The organism is Mariniblastus fucicola (genome assembly GCF_008087665.1).
In the GTDB taxonomy this organism is placed as follows: Bacteria; Planctomycetota; Planctomycetia; order Pirellulales; family Pirellulaceae; genus Mariniblastus; species Mariniblastus fucicola.
This window is the reverse complement of record NZ_CP042912.1, coordinates 839,573-862,672: the sequence shown is the minus strand read 5'-3', so window position 1 is coordinate 862,672 and position 23,100 is coordinate 839,573. Positions and strand designations below refer to the sequence as shown.

Here is a 23,100-nt window from a genome sequence, read left to right as displayed (position 1 = left end):
ATCAGGCTCCTCCGCCAGTCGTCGCCACTAACTCAAGCAGCTCTGCGAGAATGTCGTCACGGTCTTTTCCGTTGAGCGCCAATGCCAATTGACTTTTGAGCAAACCGTACTTTTCGCCGATATTGTAGCGAGACGCCTTTACCCGCAGCGCCAAATATCGTTCGCGCTGCGCCGCGGCGTGCAGGGCGTCGGAAAGCTGAATCGAGCCTTCCGTTGCATTGATCTGTTCCCCCAGCACCTCCATGACTCCGGGGGTCAACACATGCATCCCTGAAAGACAGAGGTAGTGGCTGGAACGCAGCCCGGCCACGATCAAGTCCTGCTCGGCTCGGGTCGGCGTTGGCTTTTCGACGACCGAATTGACGTCGTAGACATCGTCACGGTTTCCGCTACGGGTCGCACCAACCGTTCCGAAGAACGGCAGCATGTTTTCGCGAGTTTCCTGCACGGCCGATACAACGCAGTTCTCCTGACTGGCAAGTTCGACAACCTGTCGGGCACAGCCGTGGTCGCTGTGACTGATGTAAACATGGTCGCTGACCAAGTGCAAAAACGGCTCGTTGCCGACGAAGTTCCTGGCGCGAAAAAGTGCATCGCCATAGCCTCGTGGATTTGCCTGTTCGACGAAGGTCAGTCGATTGGCATGCTGGCCTGCAGACCGCGTGAAAGTCTCTCCGGCACCCGGGCAGACGATGACGCAGATTTCTTCCGCGCCGGCGTCAACGCATTCGTCGAGAATTAGCTCCAGAGCGGTTTTCGGATTTCCGTGTTGGTCGACGAGACTTTGGAGCGGAAGCGATTTTTGATCAGGAGCCGCGGCTGTGATCACAGCACGTCGGATACTCATAGCAGACTTTCGAGGCATCAGTGGTTCAGTTTGAAGGCCTCATTTTAGTCGCTGCTGAATATTCTCCATAGCTCAGAGCCGCGATGGAGCCAGTTTCCTGTTGTCACAACCGCTATAACCCGCAGCCAGGACTCACTGCCCGTCATCCCCACGAAACCCAGCCTTGACCCTCGAGCCAGCGTCACCGAACCGCGTCGCGTGGTCGCTATCGACACGAAGCTGCACGAAAACCTCGAACCTTTGCACCCACCGTTTGTCGCAGAGAGCAGTTCAACTAAAATCTCCGCCGATGACACAGCTTCCCAACCCATCCGAATTTCGATCCGCGATCGACCAAACCATGCTCACCGATGAGCACTGGCTGCGTTCGAACTTTCGACGATTGAAAAACCAACCGGAATCTGGCAACGCGGGCGATCTTGCGAAGCTGGAGAACTTCCTCAAACGTTTCGCGGCCTCCAAAGAACGATTTTCGAAGCGCGAAAGCTTGCTCCCGAAACCGCAACTGGATGAAACGCTTCCGATCGCGGCCAGATCTGAAGAAATCACCGAAGCCATTCTTAACCACCAGGTCGTCGTTATTAGCGGCGAAACTGGATCCGGAAAATCGACTCAGCTTCCTTTAATCGCACTTCAGGCGGGGCTCGGAATCCGGGGAATGATCGGGCACACGCAACCGCGTCGAATTGCGGCCCGTGGAGTGGCGGCGAGACTGGCGTCGCAGATTGGAACGCCGCTGGGCAAAGACGTCGGCTTCAAGATTCGTTTCGACGACAAAACGGGCAATGATACTTTCATCAAGTTGATGACCGACGGAATCCTGCTGGCGGAAACGCAGTCCGACCGATTCCTGAATCAGTACGAAATGATCATCATCGATGAAGCGCACGAACGTTCGCTGAACATCGATTTTTTGCTTGGCGGACTGAAACGAATTCTGGCCACGCGGAAAGACCTGAAACTGATCATCACTTCGGCAACGATCAACACGCAGCGATTCGCGGACCATTTCACCGTCGACAAAGACAAACCGGTTCCCATCATCAATGTTGAGGGCCGCACCTATCCGGTTGAGATTCGCTACCAACCGCCGACATCACCGGACGGCGGCGATTCACAGATCGAAGTTTCTGATCACGTGGCGCAGACGTGCCGCGAACTGGTCAGGGAAGAGGACGGAGACATTCTTGTCTTTCTGCCCACCGAAGCAGAAATCCGCACCGTCAGCCGGAAGCTGAAAGCTGTACTTGGCGGTTCCCGAATCGAAGTTCTCCCGCTCTACGCGCGACTATCCACAGGTCAGCAGAACGAGATCTTTCAACCGAAGTCCGCACGGCGGATTGTGCTGGCGACGAACGTTGCGGAATCTTCGATCACGGTTCCGAGAATCAGTTGCGTGGTCGATACCGGAACCGCGCGAATCAGCCACTACGCGGCGAAAAGCAAAGTTCAACGTTTGCCAATCGAGCCCGTTTCCCAAGCGTCAGCCAATCAGCGATCGGGGCGCTGTGGTCGAATCGGGCCCGGCGTGGCGGTTCGTCTTTATGCGGAAGACGATTACGAGTCGCGGCAGAAATTTACCACGCCAGAAATCCGTCGCACGAATTTGGCATCCGTGATTCTTCAGACCTTGCACTTGCGACTGGGTGACATCGAAGAGTTTCCTTTTATTGATCCGCCACGAGTCGAGAACGTGCGCGATGGTTTTAAAACGCTGTTTGAAGTCGGCGCTGTCGATGAGAAAAAACATTTGACGCGGGAAGGCCGCAAGCTGGCGCGGCTTCCTGTCGATCCGCGGATTGGAAAGATGATTTTCTCTGCCGACCGAGAAGGCTGTTTGGCGGAGGTGCTGGTCATCGCATCGGCGCTCGAGATCCAGAGCCCCAAACTTCGTCCAGTAGAACGCAAACAGGCCGCGGATCAGGCCCACGAGCAGTTCGCCAACGAAAAATCGGACTTTTTGGGGCTGCTGAACATTTGGGATTGGTACCACGAACGAAAAGAGGACCTTTCCAAAAGCAAGTTGAAGAAAGCCTGCGAGCAGAACTTCATTTCGTTTTCTCTGATGCGACAATGGCAGGAAATCTATCGGCAGCTGAAGTCGATGGTGGGTCGCGAGGGACTGAAAATTCGGGATCGCAAGAATGACTACAACGCGATCCATCGTAGCCTGATGTGCGGGCTGCTTTCGGGAGTCGCGATGCTGGGCGACAAGCATGAGTTCACTGGCTCGGGCGGAATCAAGTTCCATCTCTGGCCGGGTTCGGATGTGTTCGGTACCAAACCAAAATGGATCATCGCGGCGGAAATCGTCGAGACCACCAAACGATACGGCCGCACGGTTGCTTCGATTTCGCCAGACTGGATCGAACGACTGGCTCCTCACCTGATCAAGAAACGACACACCGACGCGCGGTGGAGCAAGAAGAAACAATCCGTCATGGTGTCGGAACACGTCAGCCTGTTCGGGCTGCCGATCGTCGCGGGTCGCGCGGTGCACTACGGACCAATTGATGCGGCAGCGGCGCGAACGATCTTCATCGACCGGGGACTGTGCGGCGACGAGTTCGAGGGAACGCCGGACTTTTACATTCACAACCAGTGGCTGGTCGAAGAGCTGGAAAAAGAGGCCGCAAAAACCCGCGACCGCGACCTGGTGATCGATCCATTCGTCACGCCGGCGTTTTACGAACAACATCTTCCGGAAGACGTTTTCGACAATCGCTCGCTATTGCAGAAACTGAAGTCTGATCCTTCGCTTGATCAGAAACTGCGGATGACGAAATCCGATTTGCTACCAGGAGCCGACCTTGGAAACTCCCAGGAACTGTTTCCCAACGAGGTACAAATCGGATCGATGGAGATTCCGATCGAATACAAGTTTTCGCCCGGCGATAAAAACGATGGAGCCACGATTCGCTTGCCGGTCGAAGGGATCGGGCAACTGGACGATGTGCAAACTGGCTGGCTGATTCCGGGACTGATGAAGTCCCGTGTCATCGAGCTAATCCGCAGTCTTCCCAAAGCCACGCGGCGAATGGTTGTTCCTGCTCCCGAAACGGCGGACACAGTTGTCGCAGAGATTGAGTTTGGCAAAGGCAAGTTTACCGAAGCGGTCGCTCGCGAGTTGAGCAAAGTGGCGGGACAGCCGATATCGCCCAGCGAATTCAAGCTGGAAAAGCTTTCACCGCATCTGAAGGTGAACGTAGAGGTCGTCGACGAGCAGGGAGAAGTCGTTGCCGAGGGTCGAAGCGTCGCGGAGCTTCGGCAGCAGTTGGGTGCCGAGCACAGTTCTTCGATTGTGGAAGTCGAAGACGAAACGTGGACGCAAGACGGGCTCAAGGAGTGGACTTGGGGAGACCTGCCGGTCGAAGTTCCGATCCAACGCGGCGCAACGCGGCTGACTGCATTCCCGGCGATCATCGACCAGCAGGACAGCGTCGGCTTGCGTTTGACGGACTCGAAAGAGAGCGCGGAATCGAAAACCCGCGGGGGACTGATCCGATTGTTTCGAATGCTCAATCGCAAAGCGGTCAAATCACAAGTCAACTGGCTGCCAGAGTTCGACCATCACGCGTTATTGCTTTCGCGATTTGTCCCCACCAAATCGTTGCGTGACGAACTGGGTGACCTAATTGTCCGCATCGCGTTTGTGGAACGTGAAAAAATTCCTCGTACCGAATCCGACTTTCAGGCACTCAGCGCCGAATCCGTGGAACGCATTTCGATCGCGACTCAGGCGGTCGCGAAATGGCTGCCGAAGTTTTCCGCTGCGGCTCATGCGACTGATTTGGCGCTCGGCAACATCCCGGCTTCGCGCGGGACGACGAAGCACGACATCAAGAATCAACTTTCATCGCTGACAACCGAATCGTTTCTGGGAACGACTGCATGGATGTGGCTCAAGGAATACCCGCGCTACTTCGAAGGCATCGCCCGGCGGATCGAGAAAATCACTTCGTTCCCGGCCGAGAAGGATCGCGAGCTGGCTGACGAGATCGAACATTTTTGGACCAGGTACATCGAGCTCAAGGAACAGCACGAAGCCATCGGGATCGTCGATCCGGAACTGATACAGTTTCGCTGGATGATCGAAGAGTATCGGGTTTCGCTGTTCGCGCAGAATCTGGGCACGGTGATTAAAGTCTCCAGCAAACGACTGGACAAACAGCTGGATAAAGTGCGGCGTGTATAGCGAAAGATTCCGGGATTCGCAGCTAACTAGTCAGGTCTTTCTCAGTCGAACAGGCAGCGTGAAATCTGTAAAAATTCGTGCCGGACGATTTGAAACCGGTTCTAGAAATGTGCCAGAAAATCAGCCTGCACATAAAGACATTCTGCTGCGCCGACAAGGTTAGAATTGCGTTCGACCGAACTCAGTTCATAAACAACCTGACACGGAACCACCGATGACGAAGATCAGTTTTCTGGCAGCACTATTGGCGATCACCATTCCGACGACTTGTTGTGAAGCTCAATCGCTGGGGTACAGCAACAACCGAATCGCGATGAGCTTTGATGGTAACAGCGCACCCGACAACGAATATAAATGGCCAACGGGAGACCCCGACGATTGGGGCGCTCTTCCTGCATCCTGTGCGATCATGGCCAAACTTGGGCTGCAGGAGCAACTGGTTCACTGTTCCTACAACAACTTTATCGACGCACCGGCAGGACCAGACGTCAGGAACCAACTGAAGATCGGTGCCGATGGTGTGGTCAAGCACTGGGGCTTCGGTCGCGAAGTCTTCTTCGACGTCACGACACAGAAGCAACAGGCCATTGAAAGTCTGGCGAAGGAGATGGGCAAGTCGACAGAAACCGATCCGCTGTACTTTATTCACGCCGGGTTGTCGGAGTTTGTCTATCTCGCGGTCAAAGAAGTCATCCGCAACGGCGAAACTGAATCGCTGTCTCATGTGCATTTGGTATCGCACAGTGCCTTCAACGAAAATGAGCGTCGACGTGAGCACCATCACACCTGGAACGACATCCAGAAGCTCGCCGAGGGCCGGAAAAATACACTAAGATCAGGGACCAGAATCACAAAGAAGACCCGAACCACTTGTGGCACTCCGGGAACAACTTTTCCGTCTGGCACTGGATGCGTGACCATTCGGAACCTGACGTACGCTGGATGTACTCGAGGCTCAAGGCACACAGCAGAAACGTCGCTGACATTTCAGACTGCGGCATGCTGTTCTTTTTGCTTGTTGGTGATGACGAAGGGAGTCCGAAGAAGTTCGAAGCCTTTATTGGCGACGGCATCATCGACCGCTCGACACAGGCCACGATCACCCTCGAAGCTGAGTCAATGGAGCGGGTCTCAGGCTGGCAGCTTGCGGAAAGCGACGCCGCTTCGGGTGGCAGCTATCTGCTCTACGACGGGCCCAACAGCTTCGCGAAAGTGACATCGCATCGGATCAAGGCTACGTTCGAGGTAGAAACGGCAGGACGCTACTCCGTGAAATGGAACATGCGTCAGCCAGACGGCGTGCCAGGCGACCAGGCGAATGACGCGTGGATCTGCTTTACGGACGCGACGCAACTTGCTCGACAGGAAACGATCACCGGATTTCATAAATTCGTAGGAAGAAGCAAGGATGAATTCGCACTCAATGGCCAGCTTGATCTTGAAGGCGATCAGCCGTGGATGACGGTTGAGTTTCCAAAGCCCGGAAAATATCACTTGGAGATCGCTGGCCGATCCAATGGCTTCCAGCTTGACCGAGTCGTACTCTATAAGGGCATCGACTTCGAGCAGCTGAAGCGTAATCTTCAATAGAGTCCCTTGAAACGCATTCAAATGAGGCTGACACAATGAGTCGATGCCCAAGCCCTTGATCAACATTCGGCATTGCGGCGTTCGTTGGCTTTATCGCCATCATGACCTCTGTCGCCGCTTCGCAGGACGCCGCTTCAACGAAGCTGATCGTTTCCAGGAGTCAAAGGCTATGGTTCGGTCGTCACAGACTGCTTTGGCATTGCCAATTCAATGGCCAGCCCCCGACACCAAGGCTGCTGACCTCGATTCGCCTCCGCGTCGACCACACTAGCTCAACTTCCATCCGGCCCGATACTCGCCGTTGATGATCGGTTCGGCTTTTTCTGAGTTGGTGACTTTCATATTGTCGTCATCCCATTGAATTTTCTTGCCCAAGCGAAGTGCGACGACTCCCAGCAAAGTAATCTCGGTGAGATGGGCACCGACTTCGAAGTTCGAACTTGCGGCCGGACCGCCGCGAGCAGCATCGATCCAGTCCTGATGATGACCGTTTGTCTTTGGAAGAGTCGCTGCGGGCAGCTGAAAATTCTTCAATTCCGGCTCGAGCAACTCCGGACCGCTTCCGTAGGCCGCGTTCACCAAAGTTCCCTTTTCGCCAACAAACATAACACCACGCCCTGGAAACTCGTCATCTTTCATTGCTTCCGGTTTCTTTGGCTTCGGTCCACCGCTGTACCACGTAATCTTGACGGGCGGCTTGTCGCCACGGGCTGCAAAATCAAAATAGCCAAGCTCGCCAAACGGAACGATATCGTTATCCATGTAGCCAGCCGGATGCATTTCAACACTGGTCGGCTTTCCAAGTTCAAGTGCCCAAACGGCTGCATCAAGATCGTGGCAACCAAAGTCGCCCATCGCGCCGAGCCCGTAAGTCCAGAAATCTCGCCAGCCTACCGGGGCAATGGCCGAGTGAAAACTCGCAGCCTTCCGCGGACCTTGCCATAGATCCCAATCCAGACCTTTCGGAATTGGCATGGCTTCGGTTGGCCGACCACCAAGTTCTGGATTCCAACGCGTTGCGGGGACCCACGCATGAACTTCGGTCACATTGCCGATTGCCCCGGCCCTGATCATTTCAACGATCGTCCGCAGTTGTTCGCTGGAGTGAAGTTGATTGCCCAACTGAGTTGCGACTCCGGTTTCTTTGGCGACTTTGGCAACGAGCCGTGCTTCAGCGATGTTGTGAGTCAGCGGTTTCTCGCAATAGACATGTTTACCCTCTCTCATCGCTCGCAGAGAAACCAACGCGTGTGCATGGTCCGGCGTCGCGCAAAGAACTGCATCCACATCATTGCCGCCGTCGAAGAATTTTCGATAGTCAGAATGGAGGCGGCATTTGTGAACCTGTTTCTCGCTGGAGTAGTGCTTGTCGACTGCATCAGCAACCGGCAGCCGGCCAGCGACGCCCTTGTAATAAAAGTCTTCAAGGTTCCAATGTTCGGCCGGATCAACGATGTCGGTGATCGTAACTCCGTCGACTTTCATCAGCTCTTTTGCGTTTTTGAACCCGCGTCCGCCAGCCCCGATCAAGGCAACATTAACCCTGTCGCTCGGTGCCGTGAAACCTGCTCCGCCCAGCACGTGCCTGGGAACGATTGTGAATGTGGCCGCTGAAACCGCCCCAGCTTTGATAAACTTTCGTCGATTGATCGTCATGGTTGACTCCTGGTACAGGTCATTGAATCGCAGCCGGGCTGTCTCAATCCAAGGTAATCAGATTCGTGTTTGACTATCGAAAGCCGGACGCGACTTGCATGGTAGCAAAACTGCCACTTAGACCTTAATCGCGATTACGGCGCGGTAAGTGGGCGCTAAATTTTCCAGCCCGAACGGTCTTGCACTTGGGGTAAACGAAACTCCCAAAATTGCACTCATGACGGACTCAAAGTCTGGATAATCCCCCTTCAGATTGCTATCATCGCCCGCTCAGGCGGAGAAACTGCCAACCACCATACAACCACACACCACCGGCAGTATTTGTATTTGCGGCGGCCACCGCGCCCTATTTTGTGGAGTAGCTTTATAAGATGAGTAAGTCAAAACTGGAGTACATCTGGCTTGATGGTTATCAGCCAACCCAATCTCTACGCAGCAAGACCAAAGTCGTTTCTGACTTTGGCGGCAAGCTTGAAGACTGCCCGCAATGGTGCTTCGACGGCAGCTCAACTGAACAGGCAGAAGGCAACTCTTCGGACTGTCTTCTTGAACCAGTTTCCATCATTCCTGACCCTCAGCGTCACAACGCTTTCCTGGTCATGTGCGAAGTTCTCAACGCCGACGGAACACCTCACGTCTCCAACGGTCGCGCGACAATTGACGACGACGATAACGATTTCTGGTTCGGTTTCGAGCAAGAGTATTTCCTCTGGGACATCGAAACAGACAAGCCACCCGGTTTTCCGGTTGGCGGTTACCCTGGCCCGCAAGGCCCGTACTACTGCTCGGTTGGAGCAAAGAACGCTCATGGCCGTCAGGTCATCGAAGAGCACCTCGACGTTTGCCTCGAAGCTGGGTTGAACGTAGAAGGCATCAACGCAGAAGTCGCTGCTGGCCAATGGGAATTCCAGGTGTTTGCCAAGGGAGCCAAAGAAGCTGGCGACCAAACGTGGTTGGCTCGCTACCTGCTTGAGCGTTGTGGCGAACAGTACGGCATGGCCATCAACTGGCATCCAAAACCATTCGGCGAAATGGACTGGAACGGTTCCGGAATGCACGCGAACTTTTCAAACACAACGCTTCGCGAATGTGGCGAAAAGGACTCGTACGACAAGATTTGCCAGGCGTTCGAGCCTCGCGTCAAAGAGCACATCGCGGTTTACGGTGCTGACAACGATCAGCGTTTGACCGGCAAGCACGAGACTCAGTCGATCGATCAGTTCAGCTATGGCGTTTCGGATCGTGGTGCTTCGATTCGTATCCCTGTCGCAACCGTTACCAACGGTTGGAAGGGCTGGTTGGAAGATCGTCGTCCAGCGTCGAACGCGGATCCTTACCGCGTTGCAGCCGAGATTATCAAAACGGTTAAAAGCGCTTAAGTTACAGAGACAGACACCTAGATTTACACCATGTTGCTGACCCTGCTCCTGGAGCAGGGTTTTTTTGTTTGCTGGCAGCGTCGAGTTTTTCGCGTGATGTCTTCGTCGAATTGGTTGTTGGGATTTGGCATACTGCTAGAATCTTGTAACCACCATCATCAAAATTAAATTGATCATTGCCTGGCGGCAGACGCCGCATGAGGCCACTGTATGGAATACGTCTCCAAACTCTTTGAGTACTTCTCATCCAGCCTTCTCGATGCCGCAGCCGGGATCCTGATCGCTGTTGTTCTGGGTGTGCTCGGCCTGTTGATGCTGGCCGGCCAGTATCTCAAGCGGCAGCCCGAATCAAAATTTGATGCTGCGATCGTGGGAAAGTTTAACCAGAGACTTTACTTCTGGTTCATGATCTGTGCTCTGCTGGCTGTTGCGTTGCTGCTGGGACCGATTCCGACCGTCGTTCTGTTCGGGCTGCTTTCGTTTTGGGCGCTGCGTGAGTTCATCACGATGACGCCAACACGACGCGGCGATCATCGGACGCTGTTCTGGGTGTTCCTTGGCTTTACACCGATGCAGTATGTTTTGGTCGCGTTGGACATGTACGATCTGTTTACGATCGTCATCCCGGTTTATGCGTCGCTGTTCATTCCCGCCAGAATTGCATTCACGGGCGATCGGGAAAGGTTCCTTGAACGGACGGCCAAGATTCAGTTCGGGTTGTTGATTTGCGTCTACGCTTTGAGCCATGCGGCGGCGCTGTTGAACCTGAACCTCCTCGAGTGGAATCCTTCATCGAAAAAGATGTTGCCGTGGCATGGACAGCCTGCGGGACTGTTGCTGTTTTTCATGATCATCGTGCAAGTCAGCGACGCGTTGCATTTCGCCTGGGATCGGCTTTTCGGCAAACACCTGATTGCGGAAACCGTCAACGAGACCAAGACCTGGGAAGGCCTGATCGGCGCCGCAATTTGCAGCGCGCTGTTGGGTATCGTCTTGCACCTGTTACCGATCACACCGTTCACGTGGTACGGAGCCGCGTTGATGGCGCTGGTGATCAGTGTTATGGCATCGTCCGGCAGCATGACGATGTCGGCGATCAAACGAGACCGTGGCGTAAAGGACTACGGTTCTCTGGTGCAGGGGCATGTCGGGATCCTTGACCGGATTGATTCGATTTGCTTTGCAGCACCCATTTATTTTCATCTGATCCGTTACTTTCTTAGTTAGCCGTCGCAATGTCCAGCCTAAAAGAAACCATCGAAGCACTTGAGTTGCCCGTTCCTGAAGACGGAATCTGCAACAAGCTTTCTGCGTACTGTGACGCGCTCTGGAAAGCCAACGAGACCGTGAATCTGACGCGGCACACGACTTATGAAAAGTTCGTATCGCGCGACCTCGTCGACACCATTCAGGTATCGCGACTGATTCCAGCCGGTCGAGCTGTTCTGGACATGGGATCTGGAGGAGGCGTTCCCGGCATGGTTCTGGCAATCCTCCGCCCGGATCTGGAAGTGACGCTCAGCGAATCGGTTGGCAAGAAGGCGGTCGCACTTGAGGCTATCGCCAAAGAGATTTCGCTGGATGCGGAGATTTGCAATTCACGAGCAGAAAAACTGCTGGAAGATTTCAGCTACGACTTCACGACAGTCCGCGCGGTTGGACCGCTGTACAAAATCTGCACGTGGCTGGACGGTGTTTGGAGTTCGGCTGGAAAAGTGCTGGCCATCAAGGGCCCGAACTGGAAGAATGAGAAAAACGAAGCTGCTGAAAAAGGGCTGTTGAAGAAGATCGACATTGAAGTTGTCGCCGAGTACTCTTCGCCGGGTGCCGACTGGAACAGCCTCATTCTTCAGCTCAGCGCTAAAGGGTACCGCAAACGGTAGTTCCACGAGCAAGCCATCATGACCAACAATCTTTCCATGATTTTCTCCGCGGATGTCTCGGGGAATCCGCCAGAGGATTTTTCGAACGGCTTTCGCAAATATCATCACTTTCAACCTTTGGGCAGCGGTGGAAAAGCGGATCTGCTGGTCTGCAAGGACCTTAATCTCGGCCGGCCCGTTGTGCTTAAAAAGCTGAAGAAGGACGTTCCGAACTACGAGAAGGAACTGTCACGACTGTTGCGTGAAGCGCGAATCACGGCGCAACTGCAACACCCGGCGACCGTTCCGATGTACGAAATCGGCAAGGACGATGAAGGCGATTGGTACTTTGCGATGAAAAAGATCGAAGGCCAAACGCTTTTCGAAATCATCGTCGGACTCTACAACCGTGACACCGCGATCGAGCAGCACTTCAACCTGACGCGACTGCTAAACATCTTTCGTCAGGTTTGTGATGCGTTGAGCTACGCGCACACTCGAGGCGTTATTCATCGCGACATCAAACCGGAAAACATCATCGTCGGAATGTTTGGCGAAGTCACATTGATCGATTGGGGCGCGGCCAAAGTCTGGGGCATGCCCAATGAAGGCGACGAAGAGCGAGGCGTCGATCGCGGAGGAACGCCCTTGTACATGTCACCCGAACAGATTTTGGGTCACAAGCCCGTCGACGAACGAACCGACGTTTTCAGTATGGGAATCGTCCTGTACGAAATGATGACTCAGCGTGAACCGTTTCGCGGCCCGACGATTCAGGACACGTTCAACAACATCATCAACACCGATCCAACCGAGCCACGAAAGGCGGCGGCTCATCGTTTTATCCCGGCCACGATCGAGAAAATCTGCCTCAAGGCAATCGAAAAAGAACCTGCCGACCGGTTCCAATCGATGGATGAGATGGCCCAAGCGATCAACGTGTTCGAAAACGATGCGCTCATGCGTGGAAGCGTCTAGGCGGACGACAAACCCCGTTCTCAGCACCAGTCTCCACTTGACGAGAGGAAAATCTTCCTTGAAGGCAGCACTATGAGCATTCGAGATCAGTTTGAATTTGCCTCTAGCAGATCGCTTCGCACGCCGAGACGTGGCTGACAATCTTGACGGTGTCATTGACCAACTGGTCTCGCTTGATGTTCTCCAGCAAACGAAGTGCCGAAGCGGTGATCTTCTGCCCCTTGCTCATCAGCAACGTTCCGCCGGCGTTGTGAATGTCTGCCGCGATGACCATCCCTTCCCGAAGTTCACCCAATTCGACTTCGAGAATTTGAACATTGCGTTCTTCTTTGACAAACTCAGCAAGTGCGTCAACCAGTGATTGCTCAAACCGCTCATTCGCCCATTTTTTGAACGGTTCGAGGGCGTGCAACGAACTCTCATACCTGAGCTCATGGAAATCGAAAGCGATTGCTATCCGAAGGATCTCATACTTTCGCTTCAACATTGGCGACATACTCCCTTCAAGCGTCTCGCCAGAAATAATCGCTGAGACTTCGTCCATTCTTGGAATCTTCTGAATCAGCTCGCTGGTCAAATGCGGATGATTTTCGTATCTGACCTGCTCCTCGCGCGTCAACACTTCTCCAGAAAGTTTCTTTTCGAGCAAATCAGTTGGCAGCGTGACGCAGCCAAGCGAAGACAGCATTGCTGCGACTTCCAGTTGCCACTGATTTTCAATTGGGACCCGCTTGAGAATTCCATCGACGACTGCGCGAACCCGAGTCGACTGTCCAAACGCCAGAGGATTCACGAGCGACAGAATGTCGGCAAGGACTTTTACACTTCCGTGCAGAGTGCCTTCGACCAATTCATGTTCAGCAGCGATCAACTCGTATTGACGCAAGCCCGCCTTGAGAGCAGACGCCATCACATCCTGGTCACATGGCTTGGCGAGGAACCGGAAAATGTGTCCTTCATTGACAGCTTCGATGGTGCTGTTGAGCTCCGCGTATCCTGTCAGGATCATCCGGACTGTATCTGGAGAAGACTCGCGAACCCGCTTGAGAAGCTGCACTCCATTCATCTCCGGCATTCGCATGTCGGAAACGACGACTGCAAATGGACCATCACGTTCGATCACGGCCAACGCTTCGATCGGCCCCAACGCGGTTGTAATATCAAAATCGTCGGCTTGTTGACGAGTGATCCCTTTGAGGACCTTTTCGTCGTCATCAACGAAGAGTATTCGGCGACTACTCATCGAGATCTCCTTTTCGTTCTTCCACGCACTTTTGATTCCAACTCTTTAGCTTGGCTGCAAAGTCATCACAGTTCTCAGTTTGACAGGATCGAAGAACGGCTTCGTCCGCTCCGGACGCGATCCAGTTAGCACCAAACACAATTTGACAGGCGAGAGAAGATCTCGCACAAATGGCGGGGCTGTGATGGGCGGCAACGGTTTCCACCAGCGATGATGGCAACCCCCACATGTCGAGTAGATACGCTCCTACACCGGCATGTGTCGCAGCAAACTTACTCGTTTCCAGTTCGATCAACGACTGGGCACCTTTCGATGCCGATTGCATCAATTGTGTGTATTCTTCTTCGAACGCATTGAGCAAGAGAATTTTGCCAACGTCGTGCAGCAGACCTCCGGAGAATACAGTCTTTGACGTAACAGAATCGGCCCGCTCCCAGCGAGCAAGCTGGCGACAGATCCCGGCGACTTCAATACTGTGCTTGAATAGTTGCTGTGGCAACGTATTCACCGACGAGCCAGAGAACTTGAACAGGCTCGACGACATCGCGATCGCACGAACCATGTCGACGCCGACGACTGACATGGCTTGCTCGATATCGATAACGGGCTGCTTCAATCCAAAAATCGCCGAGTTAGCCAGCTGAAGAATTTTTGCGGACAGGGTTGGATCCTTTAAAACCAACTTTCCGAGCATTTCAGAATCACAGTGCTTGGATTCCAGAACCGAGTCGATCTCGATGACAATGTCTGACAATGAAGGAAGGCAATTCGCTTTGCCTAGCGCATCCAAAACTTCCGTCGAGTGTATTGTCTCCTGATAAATCTCTGCCTTTCGAATGACATCGATCAGCTTTCCTGGGTCGCACGGTTTCGAAAGATACTGATGCATCGGGTGAATCACCCGCATTACGGTTTCCCGGCTCGCTTCGCCCGACAACACGACACGCAGCACGTTTGGATGCCGGTCCTGCACCTGCTGCAAAAGTTCCGCGCCGTCCATTCCAGGCATCCGCATATCGGAAACGAGAACGTTGTAACCGCCCGAGTCCAGTATCTGCAGCGCCTCGATCCCGGACAAAGCAGACTCAATGGCCCAGCCATCCGATTCGCACTCCATAATTCGCGTGACGCCTCGCAAGACCTGAGCATCATCGTCGACCAGTAGAACTCTCATATCACCTCCTCCACAGAAGATTTCATATCAGACTCTGGCTTCTTCGATTTAGCCGGCAACTCAAGTGGCAGTCGGACGTTGAACGTTGTTCCAACACCATCTTCGACGTCAAAACTCAAACTGCCCGAGTGCTTACTGACAATCACGGAATGAGCGATCGCGAGCCCCTGGCCTGTCCCTTTGCCAACATCCTTGGTTGTAAAAAACGGTTCAAAAATGCGTTCGCGAACCTTCTCCGGAATTCCACCGCCAGTGTCTTCAATGGAGACAAACGCGAATTTGCCTTCGACACGCGTCACGATCCTGATCTTCCCTTTCGAAGTTCTCCCTTCTTCGATTTGTTCCCCGATGGCATGAGCCGAATTGATGATCATGTTCATAAATGCCTGATTCAATTCGCTGGCGAACGCCGGGATCTCAGGAAGTGAATCGCAAAAATCCGTCTCGACATCGGCAACGTACTTCCACTCATTGCGGGCCACGGTGATGGTCGATTCGAGAATATGAGTCAGTGAAACGTGAGACATTTCATTGCCGCCCGGGTGCGAAAGCTCTTTCATTGCAGCGACTATCCGGGCAACCGACTCGACGCCCTCGATGGAATCCGAGAGCGCTTCGGGAATCTGCTGCAGTGATGATTTGACTTTCCGCGATTCAGTTTGTTCCCGAAGCGTCTGTCGCAGAAGAAGCATTTGCTCATCTGAAACGGTGTCGTCGACGAAGTCAGGCAGAACGTCCAGCAGCGTCTGCATTCGCTCGATGGACTTTGCCACGTAGCGTACGTTATCGCCGATGTACTGCATCGGCGTGTTGATCTCGTGAGCCACACCGGCAGCCAGCTGCCCAACGGACTCAAGCCTCTGCGACTGATCCAGTTGCGACTTGAGAAATTTCTGTCGCGTTATGTCGTTGGCAATAATCAGACGTGACTGCGATGTCGGATCGTTGACAATTGAACAGACGTGCATATCGATCGTTTTAGTTTGCCCATCCGCATCAGTAAACTGGACTTCTTCGCGTCGCCGACACTGAGACGACTTGCTACAAACGACCCCGCGAACTTTTTCGGGTTTGGACCATTCAATATCCAAATCGACAAACCGCGTTCCCATGGCGTCGCTTTCTTCAATTCCCAAAACTTCGGTGGCAACGTGATTCCATCGGGTAACACAGCCCTTCCCATTCAATCCGATCAAAAGACTGGAGATCGACTGGATCAGAGTTTCCGCATCTTCCTGCGCGGCTTCGAGTTCGGCCGCCTGTTCTCCAACTTTGATTTCCAGTTCCGTCATCGTTGCTCGAGAAAGTTCGAGCAAACGACGCTTCTCACACAGAGACGTGGCAATCTGCACGACCTCAATCTCTTCAAACGGTTTCTTCAGGACCAACAGTTGATCGGTGCAACCGAGCCGCTCGATAATTTCCTCCCAACTATGATCGGAGAACGCACTGCAAATAACGACCTGAAGATCCGGGTCAACTTTCCACAACTGCTCGATTGTCTCGACGCCGTTCCATCCGGGTGGCATTCGCATATCGACAAACGCAGCCCCGAACCGGATCCCAGATTCCATCTGTTCCTGCAAAACACCCAACGCTTGCTGTCCCTGCGTTGCGTGCGACAACTCAAATTCGGCATGTCTTCGAGGCCGAGCTGATTCCTCATCTCCAAAAAGCATCGCATCCAGTTCGTCCAGCGCGAGCGAGCTGTTCGAACTTTCCTCAACAGAGAGAATCTTGTCGAAATCTCTGTGAATGGCTTCGTTGTCGTCAACGACCAGAATCTGTCGGATGTCTATTCCTGGTTTTGTATTCATAGTACTGTGGCTGTTTGGGATGGTGAGATACTGCTTGATCTGGTCGCCGGTCGCGACTCAGTTTGGAAGGGAAGGCTGAGTTCAAAAGTAGCGCCGCGGCCCGGGCCGTCACTTTGGACAGAAAGCTTTCCACCCATTTCTGTCGCTGCATTGGCGCTGCTGTGCAATCCGTAGCCATGCCCGGATGCCTTGGTCGTGAACCCATGCTGAAATATCTTTGCAAGGTCCGCACGTTCAATTCCGGTACCGTTGTCAGTTACACGAAAACGGATGCAGGCATTGTCGGCGTCGACATCAATCGAAACGACCGGGTCTGCGGGTGCCTGCTCTTTTAGTGAGTCTTTTGCGTTTTTGATCAGGTTGATCAGGACCTGCAGAATTCGATGCTTGTCCGACTGAAACTTGGTGACACTGGCATCGATCGTCGTTTGCAGACGCACATCGTGCCTGGTGAGCGAACTCCTGTTAGCCGAGACCGCGTCGCGAATTAGTTCCGCAGCATCGACTTCCTGGATTAACCTTGATGACTTCGCCATCGACTGCTGCACTCCGACAATTCGTTTGATGTGATCAATATTTTTGACCAGATCATCGAACTCCTCGTCCATTTTGGCTCGTTCGTCGCATAGCGCACCGGTGACCCTGTGAATGTAAGCCGGCACCTGTTGCCCACGTTTGTCGTCGCGAACGAACTCGTCAAACTCTGATTCGTGTTCCGCAATCAGTCCGTCGACTTTCTCCAAATTTCTCAACGCACTGTTCGAGAACTGCTTCTGAATCACAGACGCTGAGACGTTGACGCTATTGAGAATGTTGCCGACGTTGTGCAGTACGCCGGTGGCAATCTCAGCCATGCCAGCCTGGCGGGAAGCATCGAGGAGATCAGCGTGCAGTTTTTGATTCTCCAGCTCTGCTTCAATACGCGCTGTAATATCGAACAGCATGCCATCGATGATCGTTTGGGGCGTATTGCCGTTGTGAACCACATGACATTGCCCCTTTTCAGAAACCCAACGAATCGTTTGGTCTTTTGCAATGATGCGATACTCATGATGGAACGTCGACTGGTCCTGGATCGCATGTTCGACTTTTTGAGCCAGCAACTCGGCATCGTCCGGATGAACAAAGTCGCGATGACAATAGCCACTTTCTTTCGAAAACTCTTCGGCAGAATATCCGGTGAGGTTCTCGATGAAGTTGCTGAAAAACGATGTTCTCTCCGTCGCCTGATCACAGATCTCTTTGCGATAAAAAGCGCCAGGCACATTATTGATGATGGATCGCAAACGCGCTTCCGCGTCAGCCAACGTCAACTCCATCGACTTGCGTTTCGTAACATCACTCTGGATGGCCAGGAATCGGACAAGTTCTTTGTCTTTATCCCACATCGGCCGAATTTCCAATGACAACCAAAATGGGTCGCCGTTTTTTCGATGCCGCAGCGTTTCGGTATTGATTGGCAATCGGTTGTTGAGGGCTTTCTCAATTCGGGCAATGTCCTTCTGATCCGTTTCTGGACCGTGCAGAAACTCGGATGGACGCTTTCCAATCGCTTCCTCCGCGGAATAGCCGAAGATTCGCGTAAACCCGGAGTTTACCCATTCGATGGAGCGGTTTTCGTCAGTGATAAGCACTCCGTTGTCCGTGTATTTCGCGACCATGGCTAACTTCTCTGCCTCAGCCGTGGCCTCCTTCAGCCTCTCGTTCGCGATGCTCAGCTCACGAGTTCGGAGTTCAACCTGACGATCAACATTCTGCTTTGCCTCCTCAATTTCACACTGCCGCACGCAAAGCTCTCGAACTTCATTTCGCAGTCGATAACAACCCGGCGCCAGAAAGGCGACTTCCACCAGAACCCATGCGCTATGTTCGACCCATCGATACGAACTATCGGTGAAAACGCCAAACACAGACGCAGGATAAAAGACTCCACGGATAAAGTGGTCGGCCGCGATCACGAATGTCGCGGTCAGCAAAATTTTCCAGTCGCGGTAAAGACCGAGGATGGCCAACGAAATGAAAACGTGAAAGTGTGTTTCGATCCGGCCTCCGGAAAGATGAATTAGCAGTGCTGACCAGAGCGCGAGAACGATAGCCACGACATGTCGTGTGCTGGCTTCGCGCGGGAAGAACTGAATCCACCCAATGGCGATTGCGGACAACCAGCCTCCCAGGAGGATGGCCGACCATACATGCAAATGAACATCCTGCTGTTCGCCGATCCAGGTGTACGGCGACCAGAAGATGGCAAGCATTACTCCCAGAACCCACTGACCGAACATGATCCAGGCCATGAACTTGTGCACCCAGATGCACTCGTTCTCGTAGCGATTCTGAAACAGTTCGTCTGCCTTGACTTGGAAACTTACTGACTCATTCATGGTCGCTCTCCTCCGCCACACGATTGATTTCACAACCGAAGATTGGCCACTGGGTCGATTCGGTGGTGGCTCCATTGACGGAACGGACGAACTGCAATGACGCCTCGCAGTATCCTTCGTGCCCACGCCCTGGGGTGATTCCTCCACTGAACACCAATTTGTCGTTGCCGTCATAGACGAAAACGTGGCCGGAAACGCGGGCGCCGAATTGACGGCTGACAGACGCCTCTGCATCCGGATCGATTACGGTGCCTTCGAACTTGCGAAGGATCGCGGTCGACGATGACTCGATCCACGAATCCGGAGCGGACTCTGGTCGATAGGCGTAGGCGATCAAGTTGGGCTTGCAGCGGAACTCGGTCCTCAGTCTTTCGAGGCAACGCACGGTTGCAAATGTGCAGGGGCATTTCGGATGGTAGGCGACGACGATCGTTGGCGTTCCCTTTTCCCTGTCAGGGAACGCTTGTGCTGGAAATTGTCGGGGCGTGGGCGCGACTGGCCCGGGGCGGCTTGAGTAGTCAACCAGGACTGCGAATCCAGCCAAGCTAACCGTGAGCAAACCGGTGAGCAGCAAATTCTTAAATATCTTCTTTGGGAACATGACACTGAGTGAACGATACGGGTGATACAACGCGACCGGTCAAGTTCGAGCGGCGGCAAATCAAAAATAGGTTGTCGCGATCACTCGACAGGCGCTTGACGCAAAAACGAGGAAAACGATACGCGCTGTATCGCGAACAAACGCAGCTTTGCAACGAAGCTACTGGACACTTGATTAAAAAGCATGTTGATCGCGAGCAACACCAACAGCACAGGCGCGCGACTTTGTTACGGCTATAGCGACGGATTGCGACCGAGAACGCAGCATAGAAGTACTGCCAGCCGGATAGAAAAGGGTTAACGACCAGCCGTATAAATCGCTGTCGCCGGCCTCGAAGAGAGGGAGAACCTCATGGCTAAACTGAGGGGGTCAGCGTTTCGGCAATCTGACTTTTCGGGCCAAACGATTGATTTGCAAATCGGATCCGGCACTTGGCTTGCGGTCCGACAACGGTTGGCAACGCACATAAAAAAAGCCCCGAAGTGAATCGAGGCTTCATGCGTTTCAGCTATTTACAGCACTCGTTGCGTTTCCAACGAAGGTGATTACCGGATGAGCCGTCAGCAGTTCATGCGATTGCGTTTGACGTTAACGCCACTTTGAAAACAGGCCAGCCCGTCGAGATTCAGGCGCCTTGGGCACGATCACTGGCAGGGGCTGAATGTCGTAGGCAATCGCCTGTTCGTCCTTCAGGTTCTGCAAAGCTTTGGGAACCGGAACTCCGACAGCGACCGGTTGGCCTTGACGATATCGAACTTCGCCGCGGTACTTCAAAATCGTCTCGCGGATTTCCGGGTTCTGCGACTCTGTGCCCATCGCATCAGTTCGCTTGAGCCAGTCAAAGCTTCCGATACAGACATAGCTCTCTTCGCGGTCGTGGAATTCCCACGCTTCGATGCCCTCAGAACGAAGAGCCTTGGTCAGAACGTTAGCCTTGTGAGCACACAATGCCAGCTCACTTTCGATCCTTTGACCGTTTCGCTTCCGCCAATTCAAATCATCCATCTGCTCTTTAATTTTGGATGGGCTGATTGTCGTTTTTCCACGGAACGTTGCGACACGAACACTGTACTTGCCCGGGCAATCCAGCAAGCTGTACTTTCGTACTTTACGGTTCAAATCGATGACGAATTTGTCGATGCTGCGAGCGGTAAAATACTCTTCGGGCAGCAAAGGGTTTGGCAGTAAGAAAGCGTTTCGTAGAGTGTTTCCCTGAACTGCGGCTCCTGATTTCGCGAGAGCACGGTTTACGCTTTCGCGGTAGAAACGAAGTTTGCCTCCGGCGAGCGAATCGTCATTGGCGAGCGCATCAGGGTCAGAGGCCGCGAGCGACTTCGGAGCCAGTGTTTTGATCTGAGCCAGAAGCTTCTGCGCCTGCTCATCTTCAACCGACGGAAAGCTACCGACGAGTACGGCTGTTTCGTCGATACGCGTGCTCGTTGGAACCAATCGCTGCGACTTGAGGATCGGTTTGCCATCAGCGCCCATGACTTCTTTTCCGGCCGCGTCGCGAACATAAGTCGCCATCGGCAACTGCTTGCCGGCGATCTTTCCGGAGAGATCGAAATGATGTGTGTAGGTATAGGCTTCCAGTTTGTACTCGCGCAATTCAGCGGCGAGTCGCTGAGCCTCCTGGCGGCCACCGTCTCCCGAGAACGAATAGCACATGATCAGCCATGGGCCAGCCTTTTCCGTCAGCTCCAGGGACTTTGCGGAGTTCTTGGATTGTCCAAATGGCAATCGGGGTAGCTGCGCCGTAGCGCCTTGCATGCTCGTAAACGCGATCGCCAACATGACAACAGCGACGACTGAGCAGTTTCGGACTTTCATTGGTTGCTCCATGAGATCCATCAATTTGAAACGCGCCGGGACGGTAGCAAATCGAAAATATTGGCTCTAGGTCATTCTGCGATTTCGTAGCAAATTCGCTAAAGTCCGACTGCAGAAGGGATAACCTTGCAAAAACTTTTGAATACTTTAGCTGGTCACAAAGGCCCTCTCAGGGCCACTAAAGCGAAAGACGGCACCATCTGGGGCATGCACCGGATCCAATTACCCCAAAAAACAGACCGCTATCTTCAAAAATCCCCACTTAACGGGAAAATCTTATTTATTGATATTTAGGGACGGCAATGTCACACTAATGTCATTGGTGAGAAGCTTTCGAGACTCACTGCAAGATTCATTTTGTTGGAATAGAAATGCAATACAGTTTCAGACTTGCAGAATTGCTTGGTCACGTACCGGATCCACGCAAACGTCCGGGAACAATCAAAGCCATTGTGGAGTACACGGGGCTTGATCGTCACCAAGTCGCCGCGCTTCTCAAGAACGAAGTCAAATACATCCCCCTTAAAGCGCTTTCCCGCCTTTGCGATTTCTTGATTGAACACGGTCATGCGACACCGGATCAACTTCCGGGCGCACTGTTCGCTGTCGAGCCTGAAAACTTCTGGGAACTGCTGGCCAGACGGAAGCGTTTGGAGATGTGCGTTGGCGTCCGAAAAGATGATGCTCCAGAAAGCGAAGTCTCGTTCGTCGCCGCTTCCGACTCCGTTTTGTTGGGAGAGCTTCTCAATGGAGTTACAACGCTTGGTGGAACAGCAAAACTGCGCAAGCCAGCAGACGCGGCCACAGCATTGGCCGCGGAAGAGCTGCCCCAACCGGAACATCTTAAACAGTCGCTTGTTTGGAGCCCCGGGCAAGCTGACGAGGCGGAGGTGGTTCGTCGTGCCAACCAGGTCCACGATCGATTCTCTGATTCCAAAGGTGACAAGGCACTGGTCGGCATCGGCAGCACAAAAAGCAACCCGGTCGTTGAAATCATTTTGGCTCGATCGTTCAACTGTGATGCGTTCGAATCTGAAGACAGCGTTGAGAGTCCTCAAGACCGCTCGCTGCCTTTCTTCCTGCGTTATCGCGACAACGATCCACACCCTGCCTCCTGCATGGCGGGATTGAACTTGAGCAAAAACGACAAGGATCTCAAGGCAGGACTTTACTACGAAGACGCCAAGGGAAAATGGGTTCGTTGCGGATCTGGCAAAGCCAAAGAAGAGGTCGCATTTGTTTTCTATCTGCACCGTGAGTCTCAAGGGCGACTGGAAATGGTGATGGGCGGATTCTCGGGCAAGGCAACCCGCTTGCTGGCTCGAGCGTTGGCAACCCGAGCCGAAGATTTCTGGCCACCGATTTACGCGAATCAGGGCATGCAGATTGGCGCTTTCATTGTGGAGTTCACGATGCCCGCCGGCAAAAAAGAAACTGACATTCTACGAACCGACTTGGTCGCGACGGCAGAAGTCACTCGAATTCCGGAAGAGGCGATCGCCCGTCGACTTGAAAAGCGAACGTAACGGCAAGTCACAGATTGTGAC

General features: G+C 53.4%; 15 protein-coding genes. 7 read left to right on the top strand and 8 right to left on the bottom strand.

Features of this window, described 5'->3' with window-relative positions; translation table 11 throughout:
• Position 1: 1 nt before the first annotated feature.
• Positions 2-847, bottom strand: coding sequence for a sugar phosphate nucleotidyltransferase (locus MFFC18_RS03155; protein WP_075085255.1), 846 nt, complete (start codon positions 845-847; stop codon positions 2-4).
• Between the two features lie 289 nt (positions 848-1,136).
• Between MFFC18_RS03155 and hrpA the strand changes: the two genes are divergently transcribed.
• Positions 1,137-5,042: an ATP-dependent RNA helicase HrpA gene (gene hrpA, locus MFFC18_RS03150; protein WP_075085256.1), complete on the top strand. Its 3,906-nt coding sequence runs from the start codon at positions 1,137-1,139 to the stop codon at positions 5,040-5,042.
• Between the two features lie 909 nt (positions 5,043-5,951).
• Positions 5,952-6,632, top strand: coding sequence for a hypothetical protein (locus tag MFFC18_RS25405; protein WP_238381292.1), 681 nt, complete (start codon positions 5,952-5,954; stop codon positions 6,630-6,632).
• Between the two features lie 267 nt (positions 6,633-6,899).
• Here MFFC18_RS25405 and MFFC18_RS03140 read toward each other — a convergent pair whose 3' ends face one another.
• Positions 6,900-8,288, bottom strand: coding sequence for a Gfo/Idh/MocA family protein (locus tag MFFC18_RS03140; RefSeq protein ID WP_075085258.1), 1,389 nt, complete (start codon positions 8,286-8,288; stop codon positions 6,900-6,902).
• 371 nt (positions 8,289-8,659) lie between these two features.
• Between MFFC18_RS03140 and MFFC18_RS03135 the strand changes: the two genes are divergently transcribed.
• The 4 genes from MFFC18_RS03135 to MFFC18_RS03120 all read left to right on the top strand — a co-directional run bounded on the left by MFFC18_RS03135 (position 8,660) and on the right by MFFC18_RS03120 (position 12,507).
• Positions 8,660-9,667 (top strand): glutamine synthetase beta-grasp domain-containing protein, encoded by a 1,008-nt coding sequence (locus MFFC18_RS03135; RefSeq protein ID WP_075085259.1) that lies wholly within the window; start codon positions 8,660-8,662, stop codon positions 9,665-9,667.
• A gap of 210 nt (positions 9,668-9,877) precedes the next feature.
• Positions 9,878-10,894, top strand: coding sequence for a phosphatidate cytidylyltransferase (locus MFFC18_RS03130; RefSeq protein ID WP_084417226.1), 1,017 nt, complete (start codon positions 9,878-9,880; stop codon positions 10,892-10,894).
• A gap of 8 nt (positions 10,895-10,902) precedes the next feature.
• On the top strand, positions 10,903-11,550 hold the full coding sequence (gene rsmG, locus MFFC18_RS03125; RefSeq protein ID WP_075085260.1) for a 16S rRNA (guanine(527)-N(7))-methyltransferase RsmG: 648 nt from the start codon (positions 10,903-10,905) through the stop codon (positions 11,548-11,550).
• An 18-nt stretch (positions 11,551-11,568) separates the two neighbouring features.
• Positions 11,569-12,507, top strand: a complete 939-nt coding sequence (locus tag MFFC18_RS03120; RefSeq protein WP_075085261.1) for a serine/threonine protein kinase — start codon at positions 11,569-11,571, stop codon at positions 12,505-12,507.
• A gap of 103 nt (positions 12,508-12,610) precedes the next feature.
• Here the strand turns inward: MFFC18_RS03120 and MFFC18_RS03115 are convergent, their stop codons facing one another.
• From MFFC18_RS03115 to MFFC18_RS03090, 6 genes are all read right to left on the bottom strand, one after another.
• Positions 12,611-13,750, bottom strand: coding sequence for an HD domain-containing phosphohydrolase (locus MFFC18_RS03115; protein WP_075085262.1), 1,140 nt, complete (start codon positions 13,748-13,750; stop codon positions 12,611-12,613).
• Complete coding sequence (locus MFFC18_RS03110; protein ID WP_075085263.1) at positions 13,743-14,924, bottom strand: response regulator; 1,182 nt, start codon at positions 14,922-14,924, stop codon at positions 13,743-13,745. The genes MFFC18_RS03115 and MFFC18_RS03110 overlap by 8 nt, the downstream gene beginning before the upstream one ends.
• On the bottom strand, positions 14,921-16,741 hold the full coding sequence (locus MFFC18_RS03105; protein WP_075085264.1) for a hybrid sensor histidine kinase/response regulator: 1,821 nt from the start codon (positions 16,739-16,741) through the stop codon (positions 14,921-14,923). Before MFFC18_RS03105 ends, MFFC18_RS03110 begins: the two co-directional genes overlap by 4 nt.
• Positions 16,738-19,122: a PAS domain S-box protein gene (locus MFFC18_RS03100; RefSeq protein WP_075085265.1), complete on the bottom strand. Its 2,385-nt coding sequence runs from the start codon at positions 19,120-19,122 to the stop codon at positions 16,738-16,740. Before MFFC18_RS03100 ends, MFFC18_RS03105 begins: the two co-directional genes overlap by 4 nt.
• Entirely contained in the window at positions 19,115-19,723 is a 609-nt protein-coding gene (locus MFFC18_RS03095) for a hypothetical protein (RefSeq protein WP_075085266.1), read from the bottom strand. Before MFFC18_RS03095 ends, MFFC18_RS03100 begins: the two co-directional genes overlap by 8 nt.
• Positions 19,724-20,311: 588 nt before the next feature.
• Entirely contained in the window at positions 20,312-21,553 is a 1,242-nt protein-coding gene (locus tag MFFC18_RS03090; RefSeq protein ID WP_148618609.1) for a hypothetical protein, read from the bottom strand.
• A 371-nt stretch (positions 21,554-21,924) separates the two neighbouring features.
• Between MFFC18_RS03090 and MFFC18_RS03085 the strand changes: the two genes are divergently transcribed.
• Entirely contained in the window at positions 21,925-23,079 is a 1,155-nt protein-coding gene (locus MFFC18_RS03085; RefSeq protein ID WP_075085268.1) for a helix-turn-helix domain-containing protein, read from the top strand.
• The last annotated feature ends 21 nt before the right edge of the window (positions 23,080-23,100 follow it).